Below are 26,769 nucleotides of genomic sequence, written 5' to 3' on the forward strand. Positions count from 1 at the left end.
GGAATGTCCTCAGCCATGCGTCTTCACTCCCCCTCATTCTGCCCGCCGGACGGAACCGCACTCGCGCCGGCCGTCGCCTTTTTCAGCAGGGCGACAAGGCTTGCGCGCTCCTCCGCGCTCAGCCCTTCCAACATCCGCTCCTGGACCTTCTGGACCGCAGGCATCATCGCCTCCAGAAGGTCTCGACCTTTTTCGGTCAGGTAAAGTTCGCGCGCCCGCCGGTCCTTTTCGCTGACTTCGCGCCTGATCAGGGCCTTTGTCAGCAGCCGGTCGACTACCCCGCCGATCGTAACGCGATCATAGGCGATCAGGCTCGACAGCGTCGCCTGGTCGATGCCTTCGTTCCGGGCGATCGCATAGATCGCCGCGAACTGAACCGGCGTCAGGTCGAAGCCGGCCGTCTGTGCTTCCTGCAGGAAAGTCGCGACGGAAATCTGGTTCATGCGCCGGATCAGGTGACCCGGCATTTCGTAAAGAGCCATCATCGCTGTGTTCGCTCTGCCTGCAATCTCATCCCACCGTGCATAACAGTCTCATCCGAAGGGACAAGTAATCAGCGGCAAGGATTGGCTCGCTGTGCACGTCATGCACCAAAAATCCTGCCCCATGATGGTCTTATGCTGTTGGCAGGGCGCTCAGTGCCTGCTTATGTCCAACGACGAGCGCGGGCATTGGGAGTACCGCGCCAGGGAGGATATGGACTATGACACGGACCACACGCATTCGCAGCATGCTCGCCGGCGGCCTCGTCGCCTGTAGCGCGCTTCTTTCGGCAGGCATCGCCTCAGCACAGGAAGTGACGCTGCGGCTGCACCAGTTCCTGCCCGAGCAGGCGAACGTGCCGGCCTACGTGCTGAAGCCGTGGATCGAGCGCGTTCAGGAAGCGTCCGACGGCCGCATCGCGATCGAGATGTATTCGGCGATGGCACTCGGTGGTACGCCTCCGCAGCTCATCGACCAGGCGCGTGACGGCGTGGTGGACATCGTCTGGACGCTGCCTGGCTCCACGCCCGGCCGATTCCCACAGGCGGAAGTGTTCGAACTGCCGTTCTTCTCCTCCGACGCCGAAGCAACGTCGCGCGCTTATTGGCAGCTGTTCGAAGAGAACATGCAGGACACCGACTTTGCCGGCATCAAGATCCTCGGCACCTGGGTGCATGGCCCGGGCCTCGTCCATGTAAAGGGCGACGGTGTCCGTTCGCTTGAAGACATGGCGGACCTGAAGCTGCGCGCGCCGACCCGCATGATCACGCAGCTCCTCGAGCAGATGGGTGCCGCGCCGATCGGTATGCCGGTTCCGGCCATTCCGGAGTCCCTTTCGAAGGGCGTCATCGACGGCGCGGTCGTGCCGTGGGAAGTGACGCCGTCGCTGCGTCTTTCGGAACTCGTCGACAGCCACACGGAGTTCGCCGGCACGCAGGCGTTCTACGTCGCGACCTTCGTGCTAGCCATGAACCAGGCGAAGTATGACAGCCTGCCGGACGACCTGAAGGCCGTCATCGACGAGAACAGCGGGCTGGAATTCTCCGCACTCGCCGGCAAGACCATGCAGGAATATGATGCACCGGCGCGCGCGATTGCCGAGGAAGCCGGCAATGAGATCATCGTTCTGGACGAGGCAGAGGTCGCACGTTGGGTCGAGGCTTCGCAGCCTGTCGTCGACAGCTGGATCGCCGAGATGGACGGCCGCGGCCTGGACGGCCAGGCGATCGTCGATCGTGCCCGCACGCTGATCGAAGAAGCCACGCAGTAAGAAACGGCGATGTTCGCTGGCGCGTCTTTCGGCGCGCCAGCTTCCACTCCGGCATGAGATGCGACGCTTTGGCTGGCCAAACTGCTTGCAGCCGATGGTCACGCCGTTATGTTGCACAACCATGCACGATTTTCTCACTGTCAAGGAAGTTGCCGACCTTCTGAGGATCAAGGAGCGCAAGCTCTATGACCTGACCTCGGAAGGCGTTCTGCCGGTTACCAAGGTGACGGGAAAGCTGATCTTCCCGCGCGATGCGCTGATGGCGTGGCTGCGAAAGAACACCGATTACGGCGCGGAACTATCAGCACTGCGCGACCACCCAGCCGTGGTCGCGGGTAGCCACGACCCGCTGCTCGATTGGGCGCTGCGTGCTTCCGGCAGTGAGCTTGCGACCTACTACGACGGCTCGGCCGACGGGCTGAAGCGCATGAATGCGGGGCAGGCGGTTGCGGCCGGCATCCATTTTCACCGGACGCCCGAGCAGGAAGCGGGCTCAAATGCCAATGAACGCCGCATCTCGCTCGACATGCACCACGAACCGGTCGTGCTCGTCGAATGGGCCAAGCGCAGCCAGGGCCTGATCATCAAGCCCGAGCACGAAGCCGCCATCCGGTCCATCGCCGACATCGCCGGGCGACGCGTGGTCTTTCGTCAGGAGGGTGCCGGCAGCCAGGATCTGTTCCAGTTGCTGCTCGCCGAGGCGGGTTTCAGCCCCGGCCAGTTCACCCTTTTGCCCGATGTGGCGCGCAACCAGACGGATCTCGCCCAATCGGTCGCGCAGGGCGACGCGGATCTCGGCTTCGGCATTGCGGCCGTCGCACGCCAGCACAAGCTCGCCTTCGTGCCAATCACCGAAGAGCGGTTCGATCTGCTCGCCTGGCGGAGGGATTTCTGCGGGCCGAGCCTGCAGAAACTCTTCGCCTTCACCCGCACATCTCAGTTTCAAGAACGGGCGGAACAGCTTAGCGGATATGATGTTTCCCAAACGGGCACCATTCACTACAACGGCCCGTGATCGGCCTTCGGCCGATCAACTTTCGTTGCGGTCGGCGTCCGGGAAGAACAACTGCTGGCCGTCGATCTTGTAGTCCTCGATCGCCTGCTGGCCCGCGTCCGAAAGCATCCAGTCGATGAAGGTCTGGCCGGCTTCTGCCTTGACGTTTTCGCAGTGCTCGGGGCTGACGAGGATGATGCCGTAGGGGTTGAACATCGCCTCGTCGCCTTCGACGGCAACGGTGTATTCGCCCTTGTTGCCGTAGTTGATCCACGTCGCGCGGTCGGTCAGCACGTAGCCGCCCATGCCGATACCGGTATTGAGCGTCTCTCCCATGCCGGAGCCGGTTTCGCGGTACCAGCTGCCGCTGACGGCTGCGACATCGATACCGGCCACTTCCCAAAGCTCCAGTTCCTTGCTGTGCGTGCCGGAATCGTCGCCGCGCGATGCAAATATGGCTTCGCTTTCAGCGATCTTGGTGAGCGCATCGACCACGTCGGTCGAACCGGAGACGCCGGCGGGATCAGCGGCAGGGCCGACGATGACGAAGTCGTTGTACATCAGCGGTTCGCGCGAAACGCCATAGCCAGCCTCGACGAAGGCTTCTTCCTGCGCCGTTGCGTGCACCAGCAGAACGTCGCCATCACAGTTCTCGGCGTTGTTGATCGCCTGGCCGGTGCCGACGGCAACGACGCGAACCTCGATACCTGCTTCTTCCTGAAAGATCGGCAGCAGATGGTCGTAAAGGCCGGAGGCTTCCGTCGATGTCGTCGACTGGACGATGATGAAATTGTCTTCCTGGGCAAGCGCCGGTGCAGCGGCAAGCGTGAAGGCCACGCCCGCGGATAGCAGTGTCAGTCTGGTCATGGGTCGTTTCTCCCGTTGGATTTTTCGTGTCGGTTAGAGAAGAATTTCGCCGGCCGCGAAGGCGCGCGCTTCCGGCGTCTTCGGGCGATCGAAAAAGTCGGCGGTGCGGCCAGCCTCGATGATCCGGCCGCGATGCATCAAAAGCACGCGCTCGGAGAGCCGCCGCGCCTGCGCCATGTCGTGGGTGACGAGCACGATGATCGTGCCGGCCTTCGCAGCGGCGCCGATCATCTCCTCGATGCGCAGCGTCGAGGCGGGATCGAGGCTCGCCGTCGGCTCGTCCAGGAAAAGGATTTCAGGCTTGAGCGCCAGCGCCCGGGCCATGGCGAGACGTTGCTTTTCGCCGCCGGAGAGAAGGCGCGCCGAGGTATCGGCAATGGCGGAGAGGCCCGCATGGTCGAGCGCTTCGTGCGCGAGCGCCTGGGCGTCGCGGGTGCCGTGGCCGGCCTGCTTCAGCGCGTAGATCACGTTGGCGATCGCCGAACGGCGAAACAGCACGGGATGCTGCAACAGCATGCCGACCTTGCGGTAGCCGTCGCGCGAGGGCGTCGAGCCGTTCCAGGAAACGTCACCACGGTCCGGCTTCTGCAACCCGGCAAGCGTCTTGATTAGCATGGACTTGCCGGCGCCATTGGGGCCGAGAATGGCGGTCACGGCATCACCGCCGAAGACGATCCGTTCGACGTCGAGCAGCAGCCTGCCGCTCCGCTCGATCTTGAGATTGTCGCCCGAAACGGGGGTGGCGGAAAGCGCCTTGGTATCAGTGCGGTCAAGCATAGGCGACGCGCTCCGCAGTTCCGCGAAGCGCGAAGACCAGGCTGTTCACGGCAATGGCGATCGAAACCAGGATGATGCCGAGCCCGAGCGCGAGCGCCAGATTGCCCTTCGCGGTTTCCAGCGCGATCGTCGTCGTCATGACGCGGGTGACGTGGTTGATGTTGCCGCCGACGATGATGACTGCGCCGACCTCAGCGATCGCGCGGCCGAAGCCGGCGAGCAGCGCGGTCATCAGCGAGAATCGCCCCTCCCACAGAAGCGTCACCAGCCGCTGGCCGCTGGTCAGGCCGAAAAGGGTCATCTGCTGGTGGTATTCGTCGTTCAAATCCTCGATCGTCTGCCGCGCGAGCGCTGCGATGATGGGCGTGATCAGCAGTGACTGCGCGATGATCATCGCAGTGGGCGTGTACAGCAGTTGCAGCGGCCCGAGCACTCCGGAATTCGACAGCAGCAGATAGACGATCAGGCCAACCACGACCGGTGGCAGGCCCATAAGCGCAGTGATGGCGACAACGATGGCGGTGCGGCCCGGAAATCGTGACACCGCAAGAAAAGCGCCGAGCGGCAGGCCGATGATCGCTGCGACGACGACGGCCGACAGACTCACCTGGAGGGAGAGGAACACGATGGCGCGCAGATCGGCATCGAAGGATGCGATCAGCCGAAAGGCTTCGCCAAACGCGTCTGCGAAACTTTGCATTTTGTGTTATTTTGTCCGTTAATCTGACCCAAGCCGGACAATATGGGATGAAAAGCGCAGGCGCAACGCCAATCGCCGCTTTTCACAGCGCGGCCGACATCGTGCCGCAGGCACAATCTGCGGCTGCAGCGGGCTTTGTCGGAAGAACTGCGGCGAAAGTCTTAGGATGTGGGCGGCTTAGAGCGCGGCGAGAGAAAAGCCGTGTGCATAGGGGTCGCGATCGTCGATGAAGATCGTGTTGAGCCCGGTGACGCGCGCCCAGCCGCCGATGGACGGAATGATCGCCGGCTTGCCGCCGACGGTGGTCTCACTCTCCACGCGGCCGTGGAATAGAGAGCCGATGATCGATTCGTGGATGAAATCGTCGCCCGCTTTCAACTGACCTTTTGCCGCCCAGTGCGCCATGCGCGCCGAGGTGCCCGTGCCGCATGGCGATCGGTCGATCGCGGCTTCGCCGTAGAACACGGCGTTGCGCGCATGCGCTTTTGGATCGCGCGCCGCCCCGGCCCACAGCACGTGGCGCAGGCCCTTGATGTCGGCATGTTCCGGGTGCTGAAACGCGTATTTGGCGTTCAGCGCTGCGCGGAGGCGCGGACTCCACGTCAACAGGTCCTGCACGGACACGTCGGCAACATCGGAAAATGCGGCCTGCGGCTCCACGATGGCGTAGAAATTGCCACCATAGGCAACATCCACTGTGATCTCGCCGAGACCCTCGACGTCCGCGGTCAGGGCCTCGGCATGGAGGAAGGACGCGACATTAGTGATGCGTACTTCCTCAACATAATCACCCTCCTGCCGGTAGGTTGCGGTGACGAGGCCCGCCGGCGTGTCGAGCTTCACGATGCCTGGTGTCTTCGGCTTGACGAGCCCATGCTCGATCATCGTCGTGACCGTACCGATGGTGCCGTGGCCGCACATGGGCAAACAACCGGACGTTTCGATGAACAGGATCGCGACGTCGCAGTCCTCCCGTGTCGGTGGATAGAGGATCGAGCCGGACATGATGTCGTGGCCGCGCGGTTCGAACATCAGCCCGGTGCGGATCCAGTCATATTCGGCGATGAAATGCGCGCGCCGCTCCAGCATGGTTGCGCCCTGAAGCTGCGGCCCCCGCCCGCAACGACGCGAACGGGATTGCCGCAGGTGTGACCGTCGATGCAGAAGAAGGAGTGGCGCGCCATGGGAATGCTTTCAGAACCGGTCCGGTGAATAGGGCTCAAGCGAGATTTCCGTCTCGCGGTCGAGTGCGATGTCGGCCACGAGCTTTGCGGTTGCCGCCGATTGCGTCAGGCCAAGGTGGCCGTGGCCGAACGCGTGGATCACGCGGGGAACGCGGTGCGATCGGCCGATGGCGGGCAGGGAATCGGGCAAGGAGGGTCGAAAGCCCATCCATTCTGTCCCACCCATGGGGTTCAGTTCCGGAAGAAACCGTGCCGCCTTCGCCAGCATCGTCTTGGAGCGCTGGAAGTTCGGCGGGCAGTCGAGCCCCGCCAGTTCCACCGCGCCGCCGACGCGCACTGCCTGGCCGAGCGGCGAGACCACGAAGCCATGGTCGTCGAAGATGATCTGACAGTTGAGATCGAACGCCGATTTGGGCAGCGTCGTGTTGTAGCCGCGCTCCGTTTCGAGCGGGATCCGGTCGCCGATCAAGGCAGCCAGCCGATGCGACCAGGCGCCGGCCGCAATCACCACCTGCGCGGCGAGCAGTGAGCGCCCATCGGTGAAGGAGAGGCGGACGCCCGCATCTTCGACGGCCATCCGTTCGATGTCGGCGATTTCCAGATGGACGCCTTGGGCAAAGGCGCGTTCGCCAAGCGCGACGACATAGGCTTTCGGGTCGGCGACGTTCGACCAGCCGGCCACGTAGGTGCCGTGGCGAAAGGTTTGCGCGATGCCCGGCTGGATCGCGTCTATGCCGGCGCGGTCGAGATGGCGGTGGCTGATGCCGTATTCGGTGCGCCGATCCCAGCCGCGCGCGGCCGAATTGAAGCTGCGCTCTGTGTCGTAAAGATGCAGTGCGCCGCGTGCGACGATCATGTGCTTCAGGCCGGTGCGCTCCAGAAGCTTCTCCGTCTCGGCCTCGGCCACACGCATCAAGGCCGCCTGCGCCGCGATGCTGCGCTCGAAGTTCTTGCTGCTGCCTGCTTTGAAGAACCGCCACAGCCATGGCGCGATTGTCGGCAGATAGGCGGGCGGTAGCGAGAGCGGCCCGGTCGGGTCCATCAGCCAGAACGGCGCCTTCAGCATGATGCCCGGCGATGCGAGCGGCAGAATGTCGGAAAAGGCGAATGCACCGGCATTGCCAGCGCTGGTCTCTGCCGAAATGCCTTTGCGGTCGATCAGCGCAACCGTGAGACCGCGCTCTGCAAGATAGAGCGCGGTCGTCGTTCCGATCACGCCGGCGCCGATGACGGCGATATCGTATCGGCCGGCATTCATGGGGTCAGGCCGCGATTTCCAGTGTGGGGAGGCTCGGGCGCGTTTCGATCGCAGCGCGGATGACGCGCTCGACCTCGGCCCGGCGCTCGCCGGCAAGCGGCAGCCGGGGCCCGCGGACCCGCTCGGTCGACTTGATCGCCAGCGCCTCGGCCAGCTTGATGTTCTGGACGAGATAGGTCGAGACATCGAGATCGAGCAGCGGGCGGAACCAGCGGTAGATCGCAAGCGCCTCGTCGCGACGACCTGCCTGCATCAACTGCCAGATGGCGACGGTTTCCTTCGGGAAGGCGACGACGAGGCCTGCCACCCAGCCCGTTGCGCCGACCGAAAGCGCCTCGAAGGCCAGATTGTCGACGCCGGTCAGCACGGCGTAACGATCGCCCAGATGATTGATGATCTCGGTGGTTCGGCGGATATCGTCGGAAGATTCCTTGATCGCGACGAAACGGGCATCGTCGGCAAGGTCGGCCATCAATTGCGGAGTCACGTCAACGCGGTAGGCGACCCGGTTCGAGTAGATCATCACCGGCAGATCGCCGGCAGCTGCGATGGCGCGCAGATTGGCTTCTGTCTCGCGCGCATCGGTATGATAGATCGGGCTCGGAACGACCATCAGGCCGTCCGCGCCGGCCTGTGCAGCCTTCTTCGCCATGGCGCACGCCGCCGTTGTCGATGCTTCCGCAACCGTCACAAGGACGGGGCGCTTGCCGGCTGCCGCCTTGGCGGTGCGATAAACGTCGATGCGCTCTTCCTGCGTCAGCATTGGGCCTTCGCCGAGCGATCCGGCGACGATCAGGCCATCGACGCCTGCGTCGATCTGCAGGCCGAAGCAGCGCTCCATCTCCGCATGATCGAGGCTGTCATCCTCCTTGAACTTCGTTGTTACGGCGGGAAGGATGCCACTCCACATGATCAGACTCCGGTGCTTCGAGCGTTTCGGTTCCGGCAGAAAATCCCAAAGCTTGATCAGTGGCAAGAGGCCGACCCTGCAGCGCCGCCCGCGATTCCAGGCGGCTCCACACCGGTTTCAAAGCTTTCCGTTTCATGGGCGGCAAAATGACGTTCAAGACGGTGGATTGACCCGTCAAAGCGCCTTCAATCGGCGTTTTTCTCTATTGACCTCATCGACCCATTGGCGATCTTAATAGCTGATATTGCAGACGACGATCGGCGGTGGTGGGAGCCTCGATCGATCGAACGGCAGAGCCGACGGGACAAGTCGGCCAGAGGGGTACATCACAGTGGAATATTTCGTTCAGCAGTTGATCAACGGGCTGACGCTGGGCTCCATCTATGGGCTCATCGCGATCGGTTACACGATGGTCTACGGCATCATCGGCATGATCAATTTCGCCCATGGAGATATCTTCATGGTCGGTTCGTTCATCGCCATGATCCTCATCGTCGCGCTTGGCATCACGGCCGGGGCAGGCTTCATCGTGCTCATCCTGGCGCTCATGCTCGTGCTCTTGATGGCGATGCTCTTCACGTCGGCATGGGGCTGGACGGTGGAGCGGATCGCCTACCGGCCGCTTCGGGGATCCTTCCGCCTTGCGCCGCTGATCACCGCGATCGGCATGTCGATCGTGCTGCAGAACTTCGTGCAGATCGTGCAGGGCGCCCGCGTCAAGCCGCTGCCGCCGCTGGTGTCCGGCGGCTACACGATCATGGACGGCAACAATTTCGATGTTCAGATCTCCAACATCCAGATCCTGATTCTGGTGACCACGGTCGTGCTGATGGGTGTCTTCACCTACATCATCAACAAGACCGCGCTTGGCCGCTCGCTGCGCGCCTGCGAGCAGGATCGCAAGATGGCCGCGCTCGTCGGCATCAATGTCGATCGCACGATCTCGCTGACCTTCGTGCTCGGCGCTGCGCTCGCAGCCGTCGCGGGCTTCATGTACCTGCTCTATTACGGGGTGATCGATTTCTACATCGGCTTCATCGCCGGCGTTAAGGCCTTCACGGCAGCCGTTCTCGGCGGCATCGGCTCTTTGCCGGGTGCCATGCTTGGCGGCATTCTGATCGGCCTGATCGAGACCTTCTGGTCTGGCTATTTCTCCGTGGAATACAAGGACGTTGCTGCCTTCTTCATTCTGGCCGCCGTGTTGATCTTCCTGCCGTCGGGCCTGCTCGGCAAACCCGAAGTCGAGAAGGTCTGACATGGCTGCCTTGAACGCGGCTCCTGCCGCCGAAGAAAACATCGTGGTGGCTTCTCTCAAGGACGCCATCCTCGCCGGGGTTCTCGCCCTCATCCTGTTCTCCATTATCGTCGGTCTTCGCACCGACGCCGGTGCCGGCGGTCTGCGGATCACGACCGAGTGGGACCGCGTGCTCTGGATGGCCGCAGCCACGGCCGTTGGCCGGTTCTTGCTCAACATCTTCTTCTGGAAACGTGCCGGCGGCCCCAAGGGCCTCTCCGACGTGCTGCCGGATTTCAACAAGGCCGGCCATGTCTCGCGGTTCCTGGGCCCGCTGATGCTCGGCATCGCCGTCACGCTGCCCTTCATCGTCATGGTGCTGGTCCCGGGCCAAAGCCGCTACTATGTCGACCTCGGCGTGCTGGTGCTCACCTATGTGATGCTCGGCTGGGGTCTCAACATCGTCGTCGGTCTCGCTGGCCTGCTCGATCTTGGCTACGTCGCATTCTATGCAGTCGGCGCCTATTCCTACGCGCTGCTTTCCCAGTACTTCGATCTCGGCTTCTGGGTGTGCCTTCCGCTTGCGGGCATCCTCGCTGCATTTTGGGGCATCATTCTCGGCTTTCCGGTACTGCGGCTTCGCGGCGATTATCTCGCGATCGTGACGTTGGCATTCGGTGAAATCATTCGCATCGTGCTGTTGAACTGGTTTGAGCTGACCAACGGGCCGAATGGCATCACGCAGATCCCGCGTCCGACCTTCTTCGGCCTGGATTTCACGCGGGACGAGGGTGGCTTTGCGGACTTCTTCGGCCTCGAATACGCCGCGATACACCGCATCATCTTCCTCTATTATATCATCTTGGTGCTCGCGCTCATCACCAACTGGGTCACGCTCAGGCTGCGCAAGCTGCCGATCGGCCGTGCTTGGGAAGCCTTGCGTGAAGACGAAATTGCCTGCCGCTCGCTCGGCATCAACACAACCAATACCAAGCTTTCGGCCTTTGCGATCGGCGCGATGTTCGGCGGGTTCGCCGGCGCGTTCTTTGCCACGCGCCAGGGCTTCATCTCGCCGGAAAGCTTCACCTTCCTGGAATCGGCGATCATCCTCGCCATCGTGGTTCTCGGCGGTCTCGGCAGTCAGATGGGCGTCGTCTTCGCCTCGCTGGTGATGATCGGCGGCTTCGAGATGTTCCGAAATCTCGAGGAATTCCGCGTCCTCGTCTTCGGCCTGCTGATGGTGCTGATCATGATCTGGAAGCCGCGCGGCCTGGTGTCGACGCGCAACCCCACGGTCTTCCTGAAGGAACGAAAAGCGGTCTCTGCCGATCTTGTGAGCCAGGGGGAGGGGCACTGACATGAGCCTGCAACCCTTATCTCCCACGCCTGCATCTGCAGGCGCTTCCCGGCAGACGCTACGCAATTGGGAAACCGATGTCGTCGTGCGCGTCGAACATCTGACCATGCGCTTCGGTGGCCTGGTCGCCGTCGACAATCTGTCCTTCGATGTCGGGCGCGGTGACATCACTTCACTCATCGGCCCAAATGGTGCCGGCAAGACGACCGTGTTCAACTGCCTGACCGGCTTCTACAAGCCGACCGAAGGCCGGATGATCATGGCGCACACGCCGTCTGCCTTCGCCAATCTGGAGGCGCGGACGCAGGAAGGGCGGCGCTATTTCGCCGATGACGGTCTCTATCTCCTCGAGCGCATGCCCGACATGGAGATTGCGGCCATCGGGAAGGTTGCTCGCACCTTCCAGAACATCCGCCTTTTCGGCGGCATGACGCTTCTCGAAAACCTGATGGTCGCGCAGCACAACGCGCTGATCGTCGCGTCCGGCTACACGTTCGGCGGCATCTTCGGTCTGCCGTCATACCGAAAGGGCGAGCGCGAGGCGATCGACCTGGCCAAATACTGGCTGGAGAAGACCAATCTCATCGACCGCGCCGACGATCCCGCTGCCGATCTGCCCTATGGGGATCAGCGCCGGCTGGAGATCGCGCGCGCCATGTGCACGCGCCCAAAGGTTTTGTGCCTCGACGAGCCGGCGGCCGGCCTGAACCCGAAGGAGTCCAGCGAGCTCAACACGCTTCTGCGCCAGATCCGCGACGACGAAGGCATTTCGGTGCTGCTTATCGAGCATGACATGAGCGTCGTGATGGAGATTTCCGACCATGTCGTCGTCCTCGACTATGGCCGCAAGATTTCCGACGGCGCGCCGCAGGACGTGCGCTCCGACCCGAAGGTCATCGCCGCCTATCTCGGCGTCGACGACGAAGAGGTCGACGCCGTGGAAGCCGAAGTCGGGCAGGAAACGGCCGAGCGCGGTGGGGGCCATGTGCAGGTTGTCGATGCCGAAGCGGCGCAAACCCTGCAGGAATTGTCGGCTCGCAGTGTTTCCAAGGATCCGAAGGGAGACGGCCGATGAGCATGGCAAGCATCAGCGACCCGATGGCCGTTCCCGCCAGCGAGCCGGTTCTCGCCGTGCGTGGCGTTCATACCTATTACGGCGCCATCCATGCCCTGAAGGGCGTCGACATCGACATCATGGATGGTGAAATCGTCAGCCTTATCGGCGCCAATGGCGCCGGCAAGTCTACGTTGATGATGACGATCTGCGGAAATCCGCAGGCGCGGCATGGCAATGTGATCTATCGGGGCGAGGACATCACCCGCGTTCCCACCCACGAGATCATGCGCAAGGGCATCGCCCAGTCGCCGGAAGGACGCCGCATCTTTCCGCGCATGACCGTGCGGGAAAACCTGCAAATGGGGGCCGGCATTACCGACATGACCCATTTCGAGAGCGATCTGGAACGGATGTACACGTTGTTCCCGCGGCTGAAGGATCGGCAGGGACAGCGCGGTGGCACGCTTTCGGGCGGCGAGCAGCAGATGCTGGCTATCGCGCGTGCACTTATGAGCCGACCGAAGCTGCTTCTGCTGGACGAACCGTCGCTCGGGCTCGCACCGCTGATCGTGCGGCAGATCTTCAACGCCATCCGCGATCTGAACCAGTCGGAGGGACTGACGGTCTTCCTGGTCGAACAGAACGCCTATCATGCGCTGAAGCTCGCCCACCGCGGCTATGTCATGGTCAACGGTAAGATCTCGATCACCGGCACCGGCAAGGAACTGCTGGCGAGCCCGGAAATCCAGGCTGCCTATCTGGAAGGGGGAGCGCATTGATGGACGTGCTCTGGGACAATTCGCTCGTCGCCTTCATCGTCGTCACGCTGTTTCTGGGTGGTGGTGCCGCCTGGATGACCGGGCGGGCCATGGCCAAGACCTGGCAGCCCATCTGGCTGCTCGTCTTCTATTGCTTCCTCGTGTCGCTCGCGGTCCGCTTCCTAAACTTCGCGCTCTACGACGGCGAGTTGCTGACGCTCTATTATTTCCTCATCCACTTCGCGATCATCGTTGTGATCGGCCTCGTCGGGCACCGCTTTTTTCGCGCCCGGCAGATGGTGCGCCAATACACGTGGATCAATGAGCAGGCGGGTCCACTCGCCTGGAAGGTGAAGCAGGGTTCGTGATCGAAATTTTCGGGAGTTTTCCCGATTGCCTTTGCCGGCAAAGGGAATAGCATCCGAAATAAGCCGGAACACAGGGATGTTTCGGGAGCGGAACGGGGGCGTGTGCTCCGCCGCAAAACACCAGAGGGAGACTAACGAATGAAGAAAGTTCTGATGACGGGCGTGGCCGCTTCCGCGCTTTTTGCAACTGCCGGTATGGCTTCGGCCGATATCGTCATCGCGACCGCTGGTCCGATGACCGGACAGTATGCGTCGTTCGGCGCACAGATGCAGGCCGGTGCCGAAATGGCCGTAGCCGACATCAATGCCGCTGGCGGCGTTCTCGGCGAACAGCTCGTGCTTGAAGTCGGAGATGACGCCTGCGACGCCCGTCAGGCCGTTTCGGTCGCCAACCAGCTCGTCGGCGAAGGCGCGGTCTTTGTGGCCGGCCATTTCTGCTCCGGCTCTTCGATCCCGGCCAGCGCCGTCTATGACGAAGAAGGCGTGATCCAGATTTCGCCGGCCTCCACCAACCCAGCCTTCACGGATGAGCGTCCCGGTCCCGGCATTTTCCGTACTTGCGGCCGTGACGACCAGCAGGGCGAGATTGCCGGCCAGTTCCTGATGGAAAACTTCCCGGATGCCAAGGTCGCGTTCATTCACGACAACACCGCATACGGCAAGGGTCTCGCAGACCAGACAATGGCGTTTTATGAGCAGGCAGGGGGCGAGCCGGCTCTCTATCAGGCTTACACCGCCGGTGAGCAGGACTACACCGCGCTCGTCACGCGCCTGAAGAACGAAGGCATCAACGTGCTCTACGTTGGCGGCTACCACACCGAAGCCGGCCTGATGAAGCGTCAGATGGCGGATCAGGGCATGGATACGGTGCTCGTATCCGGCGACGCACTCGTCACCGACGAATACTGGTCGATCACGGGCGATGCCGGTGAAGGCACGCTCATGACCTTCTCCCCGGATCCGCGCCTCAACGAAGAAGCCGCTCCGGTTGTCGCGAAGTTCGAAGAAGCTGGCATCAACCCGGAAGGCTACACGCTCTACACCTACGCTGCGATCCAGGCTTGGGCCGCTGCCGTTGAAGAAGCCGGCTCGACCGATTTCGACGGTGTGGTCGAAGCCCTGAACGCAGGGACCTTCCAGACCGTTCTCGGCGAACTCGACTTCGACGACAAGGGCGACGTGACGCTGCCCGGCTACGTCATGTATGAGTGGACCGGCGGCGAGTACGGCTACTACGAAGAAGCCGCTGCTCAGTAAGCCTGCGATTGGTGCGATGGGCAGGTTTATGCCCGATCCATCGCCTATAAAACAAAAAGCCCGCTGCGAACGATCGCAGCGGGCTTTTGACTGTCAGAGCATCATGCTCGTCTTAAAGGCGATTGCGGAACCGACCGCTGTCGATCTCGCGCATGCGCATTTCCAAGTCGACGATCGAGGTCGAGCCATTGAGATAGGCTGATTCCCGGTCGCGCCACGGATCTTCGCTGATGAGCTTGATGAAACGGCGTGTCATGTTCTTCATGGTTTTCTTCCTTCTTCTTGTTGTTGACCATGAAATAGTCTTCCATGCTGCAATGCACAACCGACATTGCGGCATGCGAGCCATGCGGCGCCTGCACATGGCTGTGCGGCACAAGCATCACCACAATTCAGCCGCAACCATTGAGCAATAAAGGCTTTCCCGCGCCATTGGCGTGTTCATCGACGAGCCATCAGATGCGTCTTGCCGCACGAATGTTGATCATCCTTCTCTGTGGCAGCGCACTGACCGCCTGCGCGACGAGCGGGCAGGAGACTGCCGGCCGGCAGTCCACGAAACAGACCGCTGCCGTCGCCCCGCAATCGGATCTCGATCGGCTCATCGCCTCCCATGCTTCGGCATATGGCGTGCCGGAATCGCTCATTCGGCGTGTCGTGGCCCGCGAGAGCAATTACAATCCGGCAGCACGCAACGGCCCCAATCTCGGTCTCATGCAGATCCGGCACGACACGGCACGCACCATGGGCTATCGCGGCGAACCCGCAGGCCTGCTCGATGCCGACACCAATCTTCGCTATGCGGTGAAGTATCTGCGCGGCGCCTATATCGTCGCCGACCGCAATGAAGATCGCGCGATCGCCCTCTATCAGCGCGGCTATTATTACGACGCCAAGCGCCGTGGGCTTCTCGTGGAGACGGGGCTGCGCGCTTCGTGATTTCAGTGTTTCCTGGTCGAGGCATGGACTTGCCGTTTCTCTCCCATATGTGATGCCCATGACCATGAAAAACACTGCACGTTTGAACGCGCTTCGCGGCGTCGTCCTTCTCTCATGCCTTTCCATCTCGGCGCTGGCGCATGGCCAGGATGCTGGGTCCGAGCCGTCGGCCGATGTGGAAGCCGTTGCACCCGCCGCCATTGTGTCCCTTGTCGAAGCGCGGGAAGCCGCTATCCAGGCGGCGGATGCGCTGGAAGGTCTTCACACCCTGATCGTCGCGCGCGATGGCGAGGTCTGGATCGAAGAAGGCTTCGAGGGGCGCTCGGTCACGACTCCGACCAACATCAAGTCGGCTTCCAAGTCGATCGTGTCCGCGATGGTTGGCATAGCGATTGACAAGGGCCTGCTCGAAGGCGTCGATCAGCCAATCGCGCCGCTGCTCGAGGACAAGATTCCCGATGATGCCGATCCGCGCATCAGAGAGATCACGATCGGCCATCTCCTGTCGATGCAGGCCGGTCTCGGCCGCACATCCGGCGAAAACTATGGTCGCTGGATTGCGAGCTCCGACTGGGTCCGTGCCGCATTGGCCGAACCCTTTGCCGATGATCCCGGCGGGCGGATGCTCTATTCCACGGGCAGCACCCATCTTCTCTCCGCCATCCTGATGCGCGTCGGCGAGGCTGACACGATGGAACTTGCCAATGATTGGCTCGGCATGGACGGCGTCTTCCGCGTGACCGACTGGGAACGCGATCCGCAGGGCATTCCGCTTGGCGGCAACCAGATGGCGGTGTCGCCCCGGTCGCTGCTGGCTTTCGGCGAGATGTACCGCAATGGCGGTATCGGGCCCGACGGCAAGCGCGTCGTGTCGCAGCAGTGGATCGACCAATCGTGGGAGCGCCGCACCAGCTCCGTCTTCTCGGGCGAGGCCTATGGCTACAGCTGGTTCCTGAGGGACATGGCGGGCGTCGATTGTTTCTACGCCTGGGGCTATGGCGGCCAGATGCTCTACATTCTGCCGGAGCTCGAGATGACGGTCGTCGTCACATCGGCGGAAAACAGGCCGTCCGCACGCTCCGGCTATCGCGACGACCTGCATGCGCTGGTGGAGGACCGGCTCGTGCGTCCGGTGCTGGAGGCCAGTGGAAGTTAACCAGTCTTAACGGTTGCAACCTTTGGCCGTGTTGCATTGCACAGTCAGTTGAAGCACCTTGCCTTTGTGGGGCGGGCGGCGGAGTCGCATGACCCCCGGGGGCCGACATTTTGCCGAGGGAACGCGATGACGACTGACACCCTGAAGACTGAAATCATCCGTCACATTGCTGAATACAGCGACGCGAATGCCGACGACATCACGGGGTCGTCGATGGTGGACGATCTCGGTATCCACTCTTTGGAGTTGGCCGAGCTCGTCATGGAACTGGAAGAGAAGTACGACATCGAGATCGAGACCGACAGCGTGGAGTCCTGGAACTCGCTGAAGACGGTGGACGATATCGTGGCGGCCGTGCGCGCCATGCTGACCGCCAAGGCGATGTAATTGCGCGGCGATCGCTGTCGTGAGTGAAGCAGCGGGCGCCCCTAAGGCGCCCGCATCTTTTTGTTCTCCTCAGAAGTCCATGTCGCCACCTGCAGGCATGGCAGGGGCGCGGTCCTTCTTGGGCTTCTCAGCTATCATCGCTTCGGTGGTTACGAGCAGGCCTGCGACGGACGCGGCATCCTGCAGCGCCGTGCGCACGACCTTTGCCGGGTCGATCACGCCGGCCTTGTAGAGATCGCCATATTCGCCAGTCTGCGCGTTCCAGCCGAAGCCGAAATCCGCCTGTTCACGGATCTTGCCGACGATGATCGAGCCTTCGGCACCGGCGTTTTCCGCGATCTGGCGGGCAGGAGCTTCCACGGCGCGGCGAACGATATCGACGCCCATCTTCTGATCGGGATTGGCAACTTCGAGCGTGTCGAGCACCTTGGCTGCGCGCAGCAGCGCCACGCCGCCGCCTGGCAAGATGCCTTCCTCGACGGCTGCGCGCGTTGCGTGCATGGCGTCGTCGACGCGGTCCTTCTTCTCCTTCACCTCGATCTCGGTCGAGCCGCCGACGCGCAGGACCGCGACGCCACCGGCAAGCTTAGCCAAGCGCTCCTGCAGCTTCTCGCGGTCATAGTCCGAAGTGGTTTCCTCGATCTGGGCGCGGATCTGCGCAACCCGGCTGTCGATCTCCGTCCGCGAGCCGGCGCCGTCCACGATCGTCGTGTCTTCCTTAGAGATGACGACCTTCTTGGCGCGGCCCAGCATCTCCAGCGTCACGTTCTCGAGCTTGATGCCGAGATCCTCGGAGATTGCCGTGCCACCGGTCAGGATGGCGATATCCTGCAGCATGGCCTTGCGGCGGTCGCCGAAGCCCGGAGCCTTGACGGCTGCGATCTTGAGGCCGCCGCGCAGCTTGTTGACGACGAGCGTCGCAAGGGCTTCGCCTTCGACGTCTTCCGCGATGATCACGAGCGGCTTGCCCGACTGGACGACGGCTTCGAGAACCGGGAGCATCGCCTGGAGATTCGAGAGCTTCTTCTCGTGGATGAGGATAAAGGGATCCTCAAGCTCAGCCCGCATCTTGTCCTGGTTGGTGACGAAGTAGGGCGAGAGATAACCCCGGTCGAACTGCATGCCCTCGACGACTTCCAGTTCGGTGTCGAGCGACTTGGCTTCCTCGACCGTGATGACGCCTTCATTGCCGACCCGCTCCATGGCTTCTGCCAGGAACTGGCCGATTTCGGTGTCGCCATTGGCCGAAATGGTGCCGACCTGCGCGATCTCGGAGTTGTTCTCGATCTTGCGGGCGTTGCGCTTCAGTTCGGCGACGACGGCGTCGACGGCCTGGTCGATTCCGCGCTTCAGGTCCATCGGGTTCATGCCCGACGTGACGGCCTTGGCGCCCTCGCGCACGATGGCCTGGGCCAGAACGGTTGCGGTGGTGGTGCCGTCACCAGCGAGATCGTTGGTCTTGGAGGCCACTTCGCGCACCATCTGCGCGCCCATGTTCTCGAACTTGTCTTCGAGTTCGATCTCCTTGGCGACCGACACGCCGTCCTTGGTGATGCGTGGTGCGCCGAAGGACTTTTCGATGACGACGTTGCGCCCCTTGGGGCCGAGCGTCACCTTCACCGCATCCGCGAGAATATCGACGCCACGCAGCATGCGCGTGCGGGCATCGGCATGGAATTTCACTTCTTTTGCAGCCATTTCTTCAATCCCTCAAAAACAGCCTTGATCGTTTGGATCCGCAGGTCTTTCAGGCGGCCTTGCGGGCAGCTTCTTCAGCCACCAGCACGCCCATGATGTCGGCTTCCTTCATGATCAGAAGGTCTTCGCCACCAACCTTGATCTCGGTGCCGGACCATTTGCCGAAGAGAACGCGGTCGCCGACCTTCACGTCGAGCGGCTGGATCTGGCCGTTGTCGGCACGTGCGCCCGGCCCGACCGCCAGCACTTCGCCCTCCTGGGGCTTTTCCTTGGCCGTATCGGGAATGATGATGCCGCCGGATGTGCGCTCATCGGCTTCGATGCGGCGGACAACGATCCGGTCATGGAGTGGACGGAACTTCATCGTGTTTTCCTCCTGGGACAAACATGCAGGTTCAAGCTCCTCCGGCGGGACGCCGGGTCGGCAGTCCCGCCGTGGCACGGCCCTTTGAGGCGCCGCGCGGCAGGCGATTTGGTGGCGTGCCAAATCCTCTTCAAGAGGGGCACGCAAAAAAATCAGCACTCGCTTTCACTTGCTGCTAACATACTGAATCGATGATGTTTTCGGCAGTCCTTGCCAAGAATTCCATCTGGACGGGAAGCGCGAAGCAGAGCACACTTTTGCAATCGGATGACAGCCATGATGAGGACGAGCATGCAGTCAGCATTCGAAAAGCAGATGTCGGGCTATGGCCTGACCACCGCCCATATTCTCTACCGCCTTCCAGACCATCCTTCCCTTCTCCAGACCTACATCTGGCAGGAATACGATCTCGCTCCCGAGTTTCCCGAGATGCGCGGCTTTCTCAAATTCTGGGAAACGACGCTCGAAGGGCTGCTGCACTCGGTGCGATACACCCATCAAAGGCTGATCGCTCCGCGCGAGTGGCGAACGGTCAACGGCGAATTCATTCTGCACTAGGCGGCGATTGCGTCTGGAAGAACAGCCTCAGGCCTCGGTGGCGTCGCCGATCGGGGCTGCGAGGATCTTGTCGATGCGTCGACCGTCGAGGTCGACCACCTCAAAGCGCCAGCCTTGCGCCTCGAAATGCTCGCCGGCTTCCGGGATATAGCCGAAAGACTCCAGCACGAACCCTGCCAGCGTCGCGAAATCGCCCCGGTCGATGGAGACGCCAGCGAGCACCCGGTCGACGTCGTCGATCGGCATCGCGCCATCGAGCAGCCATGAACCATCGTCGCGCTGAACCGCGTAAGGCAGATCCTCGCCCTCGCGCTCGGGCAGGTCGCCCGCGATCGCAACGAGGATATCGGTCGGCGTGATGACGCCTTCGAAGGAGCCATATTCGTCGATGACGATCGCCATGTGGATCGGCGAGTCCCGGAAGCGCTCCTGCAGCTTCAGCACGCTCATCGTTTCGTTGACGTAGAGCGGTGTCGCGATGGCTGCCTCGATCTCCGCGTGGGTCGGCGCACGGCCGAGCGCGACGAGCGACTTCACGTGCAGGATGCCCATGACATCGTCGACGTCACCGCGGCAGACCGGGAAGCGGGAGTAGCCGCTTTCGGTGATTTCCCGCATGATGGTCTCGATCGGGTCTTCGATCGACAGCCAGACGGTGTCGGGACGGGGCACCATGATGGTGCGCACGTCCCGGTCGGCCAGGCGCAGAACGCCGTCGATCATGTCGCGCTCGGCATGCTCGAAAACACCGGTCTTGGCGCCTTCAGCAATAAGCGCCTTCACTTCCTCTTCCGTAACCGTCGCTTCTTCGCTCGGCTTGATCCCGAGGAGCTTCAGGAGCGTTTCGGTCGACAGGCGCAGGAACCAGACGATCGGGGCTGCGATCACCGCAAGAATTGTCATCGGACCAGAAACGAAGCTCGAAATGGCTTCCGAGTGATTGAGCGCGATGCGCTTGGGGACCAATTCGCCGACGATCAGCGACAGATAGGTGGTGATCGCAACGACGATCGTGAAGGAAATCGCGAACGCGCTTTCTTCGATGAAGGATACTTCGCGCAGCACATTTGCAAGCGGATCTGCGAATGTCGCGCCGCTGTACGCACCGGCGACGATGCCTATGAGCGTAATTCCGATTTGGACGGTGGAAAGGAAGCCCGTCGGGTCTTCGGCAAGCTTGAGTGCACGGCGGGCCCCCTTGCTGCCATTGTCGGCCATCTGTTCCAGGCGGATCTTGCGGGAAGAAACGAGCGCCATTTCGGACATCGCGAAAAACCCGTTGAGCAGGATCAACAGGAACACGATCAGCAATTGCAGGTACATTAGTGGGGTTGCCGGCTGTCCGGCTCCTCTGATTTGCAGCGTTGCCGGCAAGAGGGCCCGCCGCTGTCCCGTCACGATTTACGGGTTCTGCCTGTGATGTGCAACTGCCTCTGCCGCATGAAAGCGCGGTCGAAACTTCACGAAGCCTGTCTGCAGGCATCAACAACTGTCATCGCTGAAGCGTTTCTTCCCGGTCGCATTTCGGTTAAAGAGGGCGGCCTGCGTCGCCGTGGCCAATGAGCCGGCGCGCCGTTTTCTATCGGAGACTACCATGGATACCCGCGTCGACGCGCTTGCCGTCGAGCAGACAGCCATTCGTCCTGGTCTGACCTGGTTCGGTCATGCGCGCGCCAGCATGCTGCTTGCGACGCCGCTCATCGGCGCCCAGCTCGGCCACATGGCGATCAATATCAGCGACACGGTGATGGTGGGCTGGCTCGGCGCGACGGAGCTCGCCGCCACGGTGCTGGCGACGCAGGGGTTCTTCCTCGTCTTCATCTTCGGTGTCGGCTTTGCCCAGGCCGTGATGCCCGTTGCGGCGAACGCCGAAGGCCGAGGCGACATCCGCGGCGTGCGACGATCGGTGCGTATGGGGCTTTGGGTGCTAATGCTCTTTGCCGCGCTCGTCATGCTGCCCCTGTGGCATACCGAAGCGATCCTGCTCTCGCTCGGCCAGGAGCCGGCCATCGCCGCGCTGGCAGGCGAATACATGCGCGTTGCGCAGTGGGCCATGTTCCCGGCGCTGATCATGATGGGCCTGCGGTCTTATCTGGCCGTCGTCGGCAAGGCACATGTGCTGATGTGGGCCACCTTCGTCGGCGTCTTCCTCAATATCGGGCTGAACTACCTCTTCATCTTCGGCAATTTCGGCTTTCCAGCGCTCGGCATCGTCGGCGCGGCGGTCGCTTCGCTGGGTACCAATCTGTTCGGGGCCGCGTGGCTCTTCTGGTACACGAGCAGCAAGGATGTGCTGAAGAAGTACGAGCTTTACGTCCGCTTCTGGCGTCCCGACTGGCCGGCATTCTTCGACGTGGTGCGCCTCGGCTGGCCGATCGGGCTGACGATCATTGCCGAGGCAGGGCTCTTTGCGGCTTCGTCCATCATGGTCGGCTGGCTCGGCACGATTCCGCTCGCCGCACACGGCATTGCACTGCAGCTCGCCTCCATCGCGTTCATGATCCCGCTCGGGCTTTCCAGCGCGGTCACCGTCAGGGTAGGCGTTGCCCATGGCCAACGCGACTGGACGGGACTGCAGCGTGCGGGATGGTCGGGCGTCATCTTGGCTGCAGCGATCGGGTTTGTCGCAGCGACGACCTTCCTTCTGATCCCGGACGTGTTGGTTGGCTTCTACATGGACGAGACCAATCCGAACGCCGCCGAAGTGATCGCCTTTGCGGTGCCGCTGCTCTACGTGGCCGCGGCCTTCCAGATCGTCGATGGCATCCAGGCTGTGGCAGCGGGCAATCTGCGCGGCTTGAAGGACACGCGCATGCCGATGATCATCGCGATCGTCAGCTATTGGGTGATCGGTCTGCCGGCAGCCTATGTCTTCGGATTCCCGCTCGGTTTCGGGGCCATGGGCATCTGGTTCGGGCTGGCGGCCGGACTGACTGTTGCCGCCGTTTTCCTGTCCTTGCGCTTCAGCAAACGCGAACAGCTCGGGCTCATCGATTAAAGCCCGAGCGCACAATTTGCATGCAGTGAGCCCCTGCGCTCAGAAATTACGCATGACGCCGTTGCGCATGGACTAGCGTTGGGTAAACTGCGCGGCGCATGCTCCAACTCAGCCCCAACACTTTGCCGGTCGCACATACGGTGCCCACGCTCCAGCGCGCGCGGGGCGATGGCCGCATCGCCGTGAAAAGCGCAGGCGGGATCAATCGCCTGGCGGTGCTCTATCAGGATGGTTGCGCCAAGATTCGGTTGCCGCGGGCAGCTCCCGGAGCGCCGCTGGAGGCGGTGCTCATCAACACCGCCGGCGGCTTGACGGGCGGGGACCGCATGAACTGGTCGATCGCGGTCGGAGAGGGCGCCGGGGCAAGTGTGACCACGCAAGCCTGCGAACGCATCTACAAGACGACGGGTCCCGCCGCGCGCGTCGAAACCCGCGTCGAAATCGCCGCTGAGGGCAGCCTCGCTTTCCTGCCGCAGGAAACGATCCTCTTCGACCGTTCGTCCTTCGAGCGCTCGTTGTCGGCCGATCTTGTTGCGAGCGCCCGGCTCCTTGTGGTCGAGCCGCTCGTTTTCGGCCGCCAGGCGATGGGCGAGGACGTGCTGGCGGCACATTATCGCGACCGTTGGCGCATTCGGGTCAATGGACGGCTCGTGCATGGCGAAGACGTGGCGATGGACGGTGATGTGCAAGCGCTTCTCGGCCACCGCGCCGTTGCAAACGGAGCACGCGCGATTGCGACCGTGCTGGTCATCGGAAGCGACGTCGAGACGCAGCTCGATGGGGTGCGTAAAGTTATCGGTGACGACGGCGGAGCCAGTGCCTGGCGTGTCGGCGGACATGGCAAACTTCTTGCCCGTATCATCGCACCGGGCAGCTACGAGCTGCGCAAACGGCTGATACGGCTGATCGCCCTGCTTAATGGACGGGCAGGCCTGCCCAAAATATGGACGACATGAGCCGCTTTCGAGGCTTGAGGATTGGATCGACATGAATTTGACGCCGCGCGAAAAGGACAAACTGCTGATCTCGATGGCCGCGATCGTCGCGCGCCGTCGATTGGAGCGGGGCGTGAAGCTGAACTACCCGGAGGCGATCGCGCTGATCACGGATTTCGTGGTGGAGGGAGCGCGCGATGGCCGTCCCGTGGCGGAGCTGATGGAAGCGGGTGCCGGCGTCATCACGCGGGAACAGGTCATGGAAGGCATCGCCGAAATGATCCACGACGTGCAGGTCGAGGCGACGTTCCCGGACGGCACCAAGCTCGTCACCGTCCACCAGCCCATCCGCTAGGAGCCGCGCTCATGATCCCAGGTGAAATCATCACGGCCGCAGGTGACATCGAGCTGAATGCCGGTGCGGAAACCACCACGATCACGGTGGCGAATACAGGCGACCGGCCCGTCCAGGTCGGCAGCCACTATCATTTCTTCGAAGCCAATCCGGCGCTTCAGTTCGACCGGGACAAGGCGCGCGGAATGCACCTCGATATCGCCGCGGGAACGGCTGTGCGGTTCGAGCCAGGACAAATGCGTGATGTGACGCTGGTGCCGATTTCCGGCAACCGCACCATCTATGGCTTTCGCCAAGAGATCATGGGCAAGCTTTGATTGCCCATGCGCTCCAGTTGCCGTCGCCGCAATTATTGCGGCTGAGTGGTCGGTTCTTCGGTGTCGGCCGGCGCATCGGCATCAGCCGGCGTTTCGCTTTCGGCCGGCATCGCAGCGTCGTCTTCGGCAGGTGCTTCGTCGCTGTCTTCGATGGTCTCGTCGCTGACGCCCGAGTTCGGCGCGACGCCGCGTACGAAGATCGTGGCATCCGGCTCATCGAGCAGAATCGACACGACGTCGGCGATGTTCACCCGCTGCGAGGAGAGCGCGTTATAGAAGATCGCGCTGCCTTCCAGGCCGTTCTGAAGTTCGTCGATCCGCTCGGCGTTTTCCGTGACCGCCTCTTCAAGTTCGGCCGGCGCGCCGCCGTCGATCATGTCGCTCAGATAGACGACGTCGATGCGCTCCATGTTGGTGATGATCTTCACCCGATCCACGCTTTCAGGCAGGTTCTCGATGGACATCATCAGGTCTTCGAGCCGCTCGGCAGCGCGCGTGCCTTCAACGGAAATCTCGGAGTCCGCGATGCTCTCGGACGGGTCCTGGGTGTCAAAGCTCTGCGCCAGAACCGGACCAGAGAAGGCAAGTGCTCCGGCGAGTACCGTCGCCGCCAAAAGCCTGCCCGTGTGCGAGACACCGCCATGCGCGTTTCGTCTGCTCGTCGTGGTCACGTTTTCCATCCTGACAAAGATTGCTGTGGCTATTCGAAATGCGCCGAAGGCGCTCGCCGCGCTCATAGCCCAGTTCGGGGTTCGATGTCGAACGTGATTGTTCTCGCTTCGCTTTTCAATATGCATCCAGGGAAACATTGCCATGCCCGCCAGGATTGACCGCGCTTCCTATGCCGACATGTTCGGCCCGACAGTCGGCGACAAGGTGCGCCTGGCCGATACCGAACTGTTCATCGAGGTGGAGGCAGACCATACGATCTACGGCGAGGAGGTGAAGTTCGGTGGCGGCAAGGTCATCCGCGACGGGATGGGCCAAAGCCAGGTGGCGCGCGCGGATGGCGCGGTCGACACGGTCATCACGAATGCTCTCATCGTCGATTATACAGGCATCTACAAAGCCGACATCGGGCTGAAGAGCGGCACGATCGCCGCCATCGGCAAGGCCGGTAACCCCGATACGCAGCCCGGCGTCACCATCATCGTCGGTCCGGGAACGGAAGTGATCGCCGGCGAAGGCAAGATCGTCACGGCAGGCGGCTTTGATTCCCACATCCACTTCATCTGCCCGCAGCAGATCGAGGAAGCCCTGATGTCGGGGCTGACGACGATGCTCGGTGGCGGCACCGGTCCCGCCCATGGTACGCTCGCCACCACCTGCACGCCGGGGCCATGGCATATCGGCCGGATGATCCAGTCATTCGATGCCTTCCCAATGAACATCGGCATTTCCGGCAAGGGCAATGCCTCGCTGCCCAAGGCATTGGAGGAGATGGTGCTCGGTGGCGCCTGCGCGCTGAAGCTGCATGAAGACTGGGGCACGACGCCGGCGGCGATCGACTGCTGCCTGTCGGTGGCCGATGCGTTCGACGTGCAGGTGATGATCCACACCGACACGCTCAATGAAAGCGGCTTCGTGGAATCCACGGTCGAAGCGCTGAAAGGCCGCACCATCCACGCGTTTCATACCGAGGGGGCAGGTGGCGGCCACGCGCCTGACATCATCCGCGTCTGCGGGCTGGAAAACGTCATCCCGTCTTCCACCAACCCGACCCGGCCCTACACGGTCAACACCATTGCCGAGCATCTCGACATGCTGATGGTGTGCCACCATCTCTCGCCGTCCATTCCGGAGGATGTGGCCTTCGCCGAAAGCCGGATCCGCAAGGAGACGATCGCTGCCGAAGACATTCTGCACGATCTCGGCGCCTTTTCGATCATTGCCTCCGACAGCCAGGCCATGGGGCGCGTCGGTGAAGTGATCATCCGCACTTGGCAGACGGCCGACAAGATGAAGCGGCAGCGCGGAAGGCTCGCCGGCGAAACCGGCGACAACGACAATGCGCGGGTGAAGCGCTACATCGCGAAATATACGATCAACCCCGCCATCGCCCACGGCATCAGCAAGCACATCGGCTCGATCGAGGTCGGCAAGCGCGCCGATCTCGTCGTCTGGGATCCGGCATTCTTCGGGGTGAAGCCCGCCATGGTGCTGCTCGGCGGCACGATCGCCGCCGCGCCCATGGGCGATCCCAACGCCTCCATTCCGACACCGCAACCGGTGCACTACCGGCCGATGTTCGGCGGATATGGCGGCGGTCCGGCCGCCTCATCGGTCACGTTCGTATCGCAGGCGGCGCTTGATGACGGGCTGCAGAACCGGCTCGGCGTTACAAAAGGCATGCTGGCCGTGGAGAACACCCGCGGTGGCATTTCGAAGCGCTCCATGAAGCTCAACGATGCGCTGCCGCATGTGGAAGTGGACCCGGAAACCTATGAGGTGCGCGCGGATGGGGAACTTCTGACCTGCGAGCCCGCGACCGTGCTGCCGATGACCCAGCGCTATTTCCTCTTCTGACCAAATGCCGCATTCCTGACTTCGATCAATGAGGAACCTCATCAGCCGCATCACGTTGGCCT

27 protein-coding genes and 2 pseudogenes are annotated in these 26,769 nt (G+C 62.4%); 17 read left to right on the forward strand and 12 right to left on the reverse strand.

The window, feature by feature from the left end; genetic code table 11:
- Window positions 1-23 precede the first annotated feature (23 nt).
- Window positions 24-485 (reverse strand): MarR family winged helix-turn-helix transcriptional regulator, encoded by a 462-nt coding sequence (locus D5400_RS10085; protein ID WP_245451502.1) that lies wholly within the window; start codon window positions 483-485, stop codon window positions 24-26.
- 218 nt (window positions 486-703) lie between these two features.
- On the opposite strand from D5400_RS10085, the gene D5400_RS10090 reads away from it, so the two are divergent.
- Window positions 704-1,753 carry a TRAP transporter substrate-binding protein gene (locus tag D5400_RS10090; protein WP_126009900.1) on the forward strand — a complete coding sequence of 350 codons (1,050 nt, stop codon included), beginning with the start codon at window positions 704-706 and terminating at the stop codon, window positions 1,751-1,753.
- Between the two features lie 94 nt (window positions 1,754-1,847).
- On the forward strand, window positions 1,848-2,768 hold the full coding sequence (locus D5400_RS10095) for a helix-turn-helix transcriptional regulator (protein ID WP_245451544.1): 921 nt from the start codon (window positions 1,848-1,850) through the stop codon (window positions 2,766-2,768).
- Window positions 2,769-2,783: 15 nt separating this feature from the next.
- On the opposite strand, the gene D5400_RS10100 is transcribed toward D5400_RS10095, so the two are convergent.
- The 6 genes and pseudogenes from D5400_RS10100 to D5400_RS10125 all read right to left on the reverse strand — a co-directional run bounded on the left by D5400_RS10100 (window position 2,784) and on the right by D5400_RS10125 (window position 8,443).
- Window positions 2,784-3,614 carry an ABC transporter substrate-binding protein gene (locus D5400_RS10100; protein WP_126009901.1) on the reverse strand — a complete coding sequence of 277 codons (831 nt, stop codon included), beginning with the start codon at window positions 3,612-3,614 and terminating at the stop codon, window positions 2,784-2,786.
- A gap of 33 nt (window positions 3,615-3,647) precedes the next feature.
- Window positions 3,648-4,391, reverse strand: a complete 744-nt coding sequence (locus tag D5400_RS10105; RefSeq protein WP_126009902.1) for an energy-coupling factor ABC transporter ATP-binding protein — start codon at window positions 4,389-4,391, stop codon at window positions 3,648-3,650.
- Entirely contained in the window at window positions 4,384-5,091 is a 708-nt protein-coding gene (locus D5400_RS10110) for an ABC transporter permease (RefSeq protein ID WP_126009903.1), read from the reverse strand. Before D5400_RS10110 ends, D5400_RS10105 begins: the two co-directional genes overlap by 8 nt.
- A 177-nt stretch (window positions 5,092-5,268) precedes the next feature.
- A pseudogene (locus D5400_RS10115) lies at window positions 5,269-6,275 on the reverse strand (4-hydroxyproline epimerase).
- Between the two features lie 10 nt (window positions 6,276-6,285).
- A complete protein-coding gene (locus tag D5400_RS10120; RefSeq protein WP_126009904.1) occupies window positions 6,286-7,533 on the reverse strand; it encodes an NAD(P)/FAD-dependent oxidoreductase in 1,248 nt (415 codons plus the stop codon).
- A gap of 4 nt (window positions 7,534-7,537) precedes the next feature.
- Window positions 7,538-8,443 (reverse strand): dihydrodipicolinate synthase family protein, encoded by a 906-nt coding sequence (locus D5400_RS10125; protein WP_126009905.1) that lies wholly within the window; start codon window positions 8,441-8,443, stop codon window positions 7,538-7,540.
- A gap of 331 nt (window positions 8,444-8,774) precedes the next feature.
- Between D5400_RS10125 and D5400_RS10130 the strand changes: the two genes are divergently transcribed.
- The 6 genes from D5400_RS10130 to D5400_RS10155 all read left to right on the forward strand — a co-directional run bounded on the left by D5400_RS10130 (window position 8,775) and on the right by D5400_RS10155 (window position 14,474).
- Window positions 8,775-9,698 (forward strand): ABC transporter permease subunit, encoded by a 924-nt coding sequence (locus D5400_RS10130; RefSeq protein WP_126009906.1) that lies wholly within the window; start codon window positions 8,775-8,777, stop codon window positions 9,696-9,698.
- 1 nt (window position 9,699) lies between these two features.
- The gene (gene livM, locus D5400_RS10135) at window positions 9,700-11,034 is read left to right on the forward strand and encodes a high-affinity branched-chain amino acid ABC transporter permease LivM (protein ID WP_126009907.1); all 1,335 of its coding nucleotides are present in this window, start codon (window positions 9,700-9,702) and stop codon (window positions 11,032-11,034) included.
- Between the two features lie 106 nt (window positions 11,035-11,140).
- Window positions 11,141-12,109: an ABC transporter ATP-binding protein gene (locus D5400_RS10140; protein WP_245451545.1), complete on the forward strand. Its 969-nt coding sequence runs from the start codon at window positions 11,141-11,143 to the stop codon at window positions 12,107-12,109.
- On the forward strand, window positions 12,106-12,870 hold the full coding sequence (locus D5400_RS10145) for an ABC transporter ATP-binding protein (protein WP_245451503.1): 765 nt from the start codon (window positions 12,106-12,108) through the stop codon (window positions 12,868-12,870). The genes D5400_RS10140 and D5400_RS10145 overlap by 4 nt, the downstream gene beginning before the upstream one ends.
- Complete coding sequence (locus tag D5400_RS10150; RefSeq protein WP_126009909.1) at window positions 12,870-13,217, forward strand: DUF6867 family protein; 348 nt, start codon at window positions 12,870-12,872, stop codon at window positions 13,215-13,217. Before D5400_RS10145 ends, D5400_RS10150 begins: the two co-directional genes overlap by 1 nt.
- A gap of 138 nt (window positions 13,218-13,355) precedes the next feature.
- Window positions 13,356-14,474: a branched-chain amino acid ABC transporter substrate-binding protein gene (locus D5400_RS10155; protein WP_126009910.1), complete on the forward strand. Its 1,119-nt coding sequence runs from the start codon at window positions 13,356-13,358 to the stop codon at window positions 14,472-14,474.
- 112 nt (window positions 14,475-14,586) lie between these two features.
- On the opposite strand, the gene D5400_RS10160 is transcribed toward D5400_RS10155, so the two are convergent.
- Window positions 14,587-14,739 carry a DUF3563 family protein gene (locus D5400_RS10160; protein WP_126009911.1) on the reverse strand — a complete coding sequence of 51 codons (153 nt, stop codon included), beginning with the start codon at window positions 14,737-14,739 and terminating at the stop codon, window positions 14,587-14,589.
- Between the two features lie 275 nt (window positions 14,740-15,014).
- On the opposite strand from D5400_RS10160, the pseudogene D5400_RS21545 reads away from it, so the two are divergent.
- The 3 genes and pseudogenes from D5400_RS21545 to D5400_RS10175 all read left to right on the forward strand — a co-directional run.
- Window positions 15,015-15,413: pseudogene (locus D5400_RS21545) on the forward strand (transglycosylase SLT domain-containing protein); the annotation flags it as partial.
- A 64-nt stretch (window positions 15,414-15,477) separates the two neighbouring features.
- A complete protein-coding gene (locus D5400_RS10170; protein WP_126013066.1) occupies window positions 15,478-16,569 on the forward strand; it encodes a serine hydrolase domain-containing protein in 1,092 nt (363 codons plus the stop codon).
- A gap of 126 nt (window positions 16,570-16,695) precedes the next feature.
- Entirely contained in the window at window positions 16,696-16,956 is a 261-nt protein-coding gene (locus D5400_RS10175; RefSeq protein WP_126009913.1) for an acyl carrier protein, read from the forward strand.
- A gap of 69 nt (window positions 16,957-17,025) precedes the next feature.
- On the opposite strand, the gene groL is transcribed toward D5400_RS10175, so the two are convergent.
- Complete coding sequence (groL, locus tag D5400_RS10180; RefSeq protein ID WP_126009914.1) at window positions 17,026-18,654, reverse strand: chaperonin GroEL; 1,629 nt, start codon at window positions 18,652-18,654, stop codon at window positions 17,026-17,028.
- A gap of 49 nt (window positions 18,655-18,703) precedes the next feature.
- Window positions 18,704-19,018: a co-chaperone GroES gene (locus D5400_RS10185; RefSeq protein WP_126009915.1), complete on the reverse strand. Its 315-nt coding sequence runs from the start codon at window positions 19,016-19,018 to the stop codon at window positions 18,704-18,706.
- Window positions 19,019-19,309: 291 nt separating this feature from the next.
- Here D5400_RS10185 and D5400_RS10190 point away from each other — a divergent pair, with 291 nt between their 5' ends.
- Window positions 19,310-19,576: an usg protein gene (locus D5400_RS10190; protein WP_126009916.1), complete on the forward strand. Its 267-nt coding sequence runs from the start codon at window positions 19,310-19,312 to the stop codon at window positions 19,574-19,576.
- Between the two features lie 27 nt (window positions 19,577-19,603).
- Here the strand turns inward: D5400_RS10190 and D5400_RS10195 are convergent, their stop codons facing one another.
- Complete coding sequence (locus D5400_RS10195) at window positions 19,604-20,899, reverse strand: hemolysin family protein (protein ID WP_126009917.1); 1,296 nt, start codon at window positions 20,897-20,899, stop codon at window positions 19,604-19,606.
- 271 nt (window positions 20,900-21,170) lie between these two features.
- Here D5400_RS10195 and D5400_RS10200 point away from each other — a divergent pair, with 271 nt between their 5' ends.
- The 4 genes from D5400_RS10200 to D5400_RS10215 all read left to right on the forward strand — a co-directional run bounded on the left by D5400_RS10200 (window position 21,171) and on the right by D5400_RS10215 (window position 24,181).
- Window positions 21,171-22,574: an MATE family efflux transporter gene (locus D5400_RS10200; protein WP_126009918.1), complete on the forward strand. Its 1,404-nt coding sequence runs from the start codon at window positions 21,171-21,173 to the stop codon at window positions 22,572-22,574.
- A gap of 98 nt (window positions 22,575-22,672) precedes the next feature.
- Entirely contained in the window at window positions 22,673-23,530 is an 858-nt protein-coding gene (locus D5400_RS10205) for an urease accessory protein UreD (RefSeq protein ID WP_126009919.1), read from the forward strand.
- 31 nt (window positions 23,531-23,561) lie between these two features.
- The gene (locus D5400_RS10210) at window positions 23,562-23,864 is read left to right on the forward strand and encodes an urease subunit gamma (protein WP_126009920.1); all 303 of its coding nucleotides are present in this window, start codon (window positions 23,562-23,564) and stop codon (window positions 23,862-23,864) included.
- Between the two features lie 11 nt (window positions 23,865-23,875).
- The gene (locus D5400_RS10215) at window positions 23,876-24,181 is read left to right on the forward strand and encodes an urease subunit beta (RefSeq protein ID WP_126009921.1); all 306 of its coding nucleotides are present in this window, start codon (window positions 23,876-23,878) and stop codon (window positions 24,179-24,181) included.
- Window positions 24,182-24,213: 32 nt separating this feature from the next.
- On the opposite strand, the gene D5400_RS10220 is transcribed toward D5400_RS10215, so the two are convergent.
- The gene (locus D5400_RS10220) at window positions 24,214-24,852 is read right to left on the reverse strand and encodes a hypothetical protein (RefSeq protein WP_126009922.1); all 639 of its coding nucleotides are present in this window, start codon (window positions 24,850-24,852) and stop codon (window positions 24,214-24,216) included.
- 142 nt (window positions 24,853-24,994) lie between these two features.
- Here D5400_RS10220 and ureC point away from each other — a divergent pair, with 142 nt between their 5' ends.
- Window positions 24,995-26,707, forward strand: coding sequence for an urease subunit alpha (gene ureC, locus D5400_RS10225; protein WP_126009923.1), 1,713 nt, complete (start codon window positions 24,995-24,997; stop codon window positions 26,705-26,707).
- Window positions 26,708-26,769: the final 62 nt, after the last annotated feature.

It is taken from the genome of Georhizobium profundi (assembly GCF_003952725.1).
Lineage (GTDB): Bacteria > Pseudomonadota > Alphaproteobacteria > Rhizobiales > Rhizobiaceae > Georhizobium > Georhizobium profundi.

What these genes read in the sequence shown, in the direction of transcription:
- D5400_RS10085 (WP_245451502.1), bottom strand. Translation starts at nt 485, where the DNA reads ATGATGGCTCTTTACGAAATGCCGGGTCACCTGATCCGGCGCATGAAC.
- D5400_RS10090 (WP_126009900.1), top strand. Translation starts at nt 704, where the DNA reads ATGACACGGACCACACGCATTCGCAGCATGCTCGCCGGCGGCCTCGTC.
- D5400_RS10095 (WP_245451544.1), top strand. Translation starts at nt 1,848, where the DNA reads ATGGTCACGCCGTTATGTTGCACAACCATGCACGATTTTCTCACTGTC.
- D5400_RS10100 (WP_126009901.1), bottom strand. Translation starts at nt 3,614, where the DNA reads ATGACCAGACTGACACTGCTATCCGCGGGCGTGGCCTTCACGCTTGCC.
- D5400_RS10105 (WP_126009902.1), bottom strand. Translation starts at nt 4,391, where the DNA reads ATGCTTGACCGCACTGATACCAAGGCGCTTTCCGCCACCCCCGTTTCG.
- D5400_RS10110 (WP_126009903.1), bottom strand. Translation starts at nt 5,091, where the DNA reads ATGCAAAGTTTCGCAGACGCGTTTGGCGAAGCCTTTCGGCTGATCGCA.
- D5400_RS10120 (WP_126009904.1), bottom strand. Translation starts at nt 7,533, where the DNA reads ATGAATGCCGGCCGATACGATATCGCCGTCATCGGCGCCGGCGTGATC.
- D5400_RS10125 (WP_126009905.1), bottom strand. Translation starts at nt 8,443, where the DNA reads ATGTGGAGTGGCATCCTTCCCGCCGTAACAACGAAGTTCAAGGAGGAT.
- livM (WP_126009907.1), top strand. Translation starts at nt 9,700, where the DNA reads ATGGCTGCCTTGAACGCGGCTCCTGCCGCCGAAGAAAACATCGTGGTG.
- D5400_RS10140 (WP_245451545.1), top strand. Translation starts at nt 11,141, where the DNA reads ATGCGCTTCGGTGGCCTGGTCGCCGTCGACAATCTGTCCTTCGATGTC.
- D5400_RS10145 (WP_245451503.1), top strand. Translation starts at nt 12,106, where the DNA reads ATGAGCATGGCAAGCATCAGCGACCCGATGGCCGTTCCCGCCAGCGAG.
- D5400_RS10150 (WP_126009909.1), top strand. Translation starts at nt 12,870, where the DNA reads ATGGACGTGCTCTGGGACAATTCGCTCGTCGCCTTCATCGTCGTCACG.
- D5400_RS10155 (WP_126009910.1), top strand. Translation starts at nt 13,356, where the DNA reads ATGAAGAAAGTTCTGATGACGGGCGTGGCCGCTTCCGCGCTTTTTGCA.
- D5400_RS10160 (WP_126009911.1), bottom strand. Translation starts at nt 14,739, where the DNA reads ATGAAGAACATGACACGCCGTTTCATCAAGCTCATCAGCGAAGATCCG.
- D5400_RS10170 (WP_126013066.1), top strand. Translation starts at nt 15,478, where the DNA reads ATGAAAAACACTGCACGTTTGAACGCGCTTCGCGGCGTCGTCCTTCTC.
- D5400_RS10175 (WP_126009913.1), top strand. Translation starts at nt 16,696, where the DNA reads ATGACGACTGACACCCTGAAGACTGAAATCATCCGTCACATTGCTGAA.
- groL (WP_126009914.1), bottom strand. Translation starts at nt 18,654, where the DNA reads ATGGCTGCAAAAGAAGTGAAATTCCATGCCGATGCCCGCACGCGCATG.
- D5400_RS10185 (WP_126009915.1), bottom strand. Translation starts at nt 19,018, where the DNA reads ATGAAGTTCCGTCCACTCCATGACCGGATCGTTGTCCGCCGCATCGAA.
- D5400_RS10190 (WP_126009916.1), top strand. Translation starts at nt 19,310, where the DNA reads ATGCAGTCAGCATTCGAAAAGCAGATGTCGGGCTATGGCCTGACCACC.
- D5400_RS10195 (WP_126009917.1), bottom strand. Translation starts at nt 20,899, where the DNA reads ATGTACCTGCAATTGCTGATCGTGTTCCTGTTGATCCTGCTCAACGGG.
- D5400_RS10200 (WP_126009918.1), top strand. Translation starts at nt 21,171, where the DNA reads ATGGATACCCGCGTCGACGCGCTTGCCGTCGAGCAGACAGCCATTCGT.
- D5400_RS10205 (WP_126009919.1), top strand. Translation starts at nt 22,673, where the DNA reads ATGCTCCAACTCAGCCCCAACACTTTGCCGGTCGCACATACGGTGCCC.
- D5400_RS10210 (WP_126009920.1), top strand. Translation starts at nt 23,562, where the DNA reads ATGAATTTGACGCCGCGCGAAAAGGACAAACTGCTGATCTCGATGGCC.
- D5400_RS10215 (WP_126009921.1), top strand. Translation starts at nt 23,876, where the DNA reads ATGATCCCAGGTGAAATCATCACGGCCGCAGGTGACATCGAGCTGAAT.
- ureC (WP_126009923.1), top strand. Translation starts at nt 24,995, where the DNA reads ATGCCCGCCAGGATTGACCGCGCTTCCTATGCCGACATGTTCGGCCCG.